The sequence below is a fragment of the Streptococcus parasanguinis genome (assembly GCF_001578955.1).
Lineage (GTDB): Bacteria > Bacillota > Bacilli > Lactobacillales > Streptococcaceae > Streptococcus > Streptococcus parasanguinis_U.
Genome location: NZ_KQ969690.1, coordinates 432,445 through 435,024, shown reverse-complemented (window position 1 = coordinate 435,024; position 2,580 = coordinate 432,445). Strand labels below are relative to the sequence as shown.

At 37.4% G+C, this 2,580-nt stretch carries 3 protein-coding genes; all 3 read right to left on the bottom strand.

What is annotated here, in order from left to right:
• Positions 1-1,839 (bottom strand): DUF3114 domain-containing protein (locus SPADD19_RS05975; protein ID WP_061455512.1); only part of this gene is annotated, 1,839 nt, incomplete at its 3' end.
• Complete coding sequence (locus SPADD19_RS05970) at positions 1,814-2,188, bottom strand: DUF3958 family protein (protein ID WP_003016403.1); 375 nt, start codon at positions 2,186-2,188, stop codon at positions 1,814-1,816. The genes SPADD19_RS05975 and SPADD19_RS05970, both read right to left, overlap by 26 nt.
• A gap of 17 nt (positions 2,189-2,205) precedes the next feature.
• On the bottom strand, positions 2,206-2,475 hold the full coding sequence (locus SPADD19_RS05965) for a TIGR04197 family type VII secretion effector (RefSeq protein ID WP_037616973.1): 270 nt from the start codon (positions 2,473-2,475) through the stop codon (positions 2,206-2,208).
• Between the last annotated feature and the right edge of the window lie 105 nt (positions 2,476-2,580).

Genomic DNA, 2,580 nt, shown 5'->3' with positions numbered 1-2,580 from the left:
TTTAAATTTATTATACTCTTCCTCTTTTTCTTTTTCTGACATTCCTTTTGTTTTTCGTTGCCATGCTTCATAATCTTCATGTCCTCCTTTTCTTACAATATCCGCAAATTGACCTACATGTCCTGTATCTTTATCCACGTCACCCAGATCAGATTCTGAATGAAATTGTTTTTTTGCTTCAGATCGAGTGGCTGGCTCAGGAGTACCATCCACATCAAGCATTCCATGTTTACCTTTGTAAAACTTAGTAACATCTGAATTTTGACCTTTTGAAGGACCATAGTTGAAGGATTCCGTATTGGCAATTTCCCTAAATTCATCATCAGAATATGCGCTTAGATCTGAGTTATAGCTACCATCTGCTAGTTTATGTTTATCATAGGCATCCCATTGGCTATCAAACTCGCCGGTGTCTATATTCACAATAAATTCCACCATCCGTGCATTGTTCAAATCTTTTCCTTTAGCTGAATTGCCCTGAGGGACTTGAACCTTCATATTATAGGGACGTTTGAAGCCATCTTTTGGATTAAAGCGATTATGGTAGTTAGAGCCGGTTGTGTAATCAAATTCAATATTATTTTCTTTACCATATGCTAATAGCTTTTCGTAATCAGTTGCGCCTTCGTAGTGATTGCGAATATAGTAAATTGCTTGGCGATCCAAATAGTAGCGGAAGAAATGAACTTGCTGCCTAAGTAAATCTTTTTTGTAATTAAGATGTTTATCACCAAATGCTTTTACAACATCACGTCTGAAATACATGTTGAAATCACCGTGTGGTGCTAGGTTCTCTGAAATCTTATGCGTTTTGCTTGTCAAATGCATAAACTGATTACCATCCGTTTCTGCACCTAATTGCTTAAGAACAAGTTCTATTTTCGCTTTTGAATCAAGTTTACTAGCAGCATACATCTCTGTATAAATATCTGATCCAATCTCCTTGGTTTCTGCATACAAAGCATCTCTCCTTGCATTTAACTCACTGGCTGTCTTGACATCAGTAGTTCTTTTTGAAACACTTTTAACATAGGCTTTGATAGCATCCTTATCCCAGCCATCTTTTTCTTTAAGGTTCACAGATTGTTCACGTAATCCCGTAAGAAATTTGTTATATTCGAACGCTGTTACATCCTTTGGTTTCTTTGGCAAATATTCATTTTCAAACTCTTTATTCTTAATCGTTTCATTTACGAGATCTGACCAGGATAAATCCTTTGGAATAGAATACATTCCAGTATTTGGATTCCACGCTACGTTAATTTGATTGACAGCTATTTGAATAGCTTGGGCTAAGACATCAATTTCCCAGAAGATACTTGGCGATGATGCATTAAACGCTCTGAGTTTATTTAATTTTTCTTGTAGTTTATTTTTAGTAGCTTTAAAAATACTTTCTAATACGTTTAATCCTTGAATCCTTTGTAATCTCTGCAACCGTTGAAAATCTCCAGCACTAGTCGATTTACTAGCAGCAATTTCATTGATCTCTGCATGAAAGATAGCAATCATCCGATCACACTGTTCAATATCAGAAACCAACTTTTCTTCCTGTAAGTCCTCGTCAGCCACCTCCGAACGATAGGATGCTGGAAGCTTCTTCACACTTTCTTGTGTAGCTTCTACTAAAGCTACACCGGCCTCCTTCAATGGCTGGACAACACTTGTCACAAAGCTTCTAAAAGAGTCGTAAGCTTGGCCAGACAAGCGCGAGGCAGAATTTTCTATTTGAGTTAATGATGTTTCTAGTGATTCATAGGCTTTCAATTGTTGCTCAATCATCGTACCTGTGCTACTAGCTTGGCTATCCAAACTACCTCGATAAACTTCGATTCCCATCGTCACACTCCTTTTCAATCATTAATTTTTTCCGTTCATGATAGATATCATTTAAATCATCTTCGACTTTTCTTTTTTGAATAGCTAATTCATCCAGCTCTTCTAAATAACTATTTGAAATTTTTCGCGATTCATGAAGAAATTCCTCTTGAAGTTGGTCAAAAAAATTTCTAGAGGAAGGATAGGATTCAAATGCATCCCATAAATAACGGTGCGCATCAGAGCTATAGCCCTCAAAGCGGTTCAACTCATCTTCCAGATTTCTTTTTTCTCTTACAATTTCTCTTTCTTTTTGGAAAAGTTGGTCTTCTTGTCTTCTTAATTCCGATAGTTGTTGATCGTGATTCATCTTCCTACTCTCTCAAGCTATTGCATGCTCGCAGCAGTCGCTTCATCTACCGCTGTAAATCCATTTGCAACAGTTTGAAGATTGGTCCCGATTGATTCAATCGCCGCTGCAATTTCTTCTGCTTTGGTTTTAGCAGTATCAATGGCTTGATGGGCCGCATCATTACCAGATAGTTTGGTTTGTTCATCTTTTGAAGCCGAGGCAACTCCCGAAAGTGCATCTCCACTACTTTTTAAAGAAGCCGCTAACTCTTGTGCCGTCTCAGCATTACTTTTAATTTCAATCATCCTAGTCCCTCCCATACTAAATCTATTCATCCATTCTACCAAAATATTGATCTTCTGTAAAACCGCTTCCATAGCTCCTAATTAGTGATAAATGCTTGCTGGATG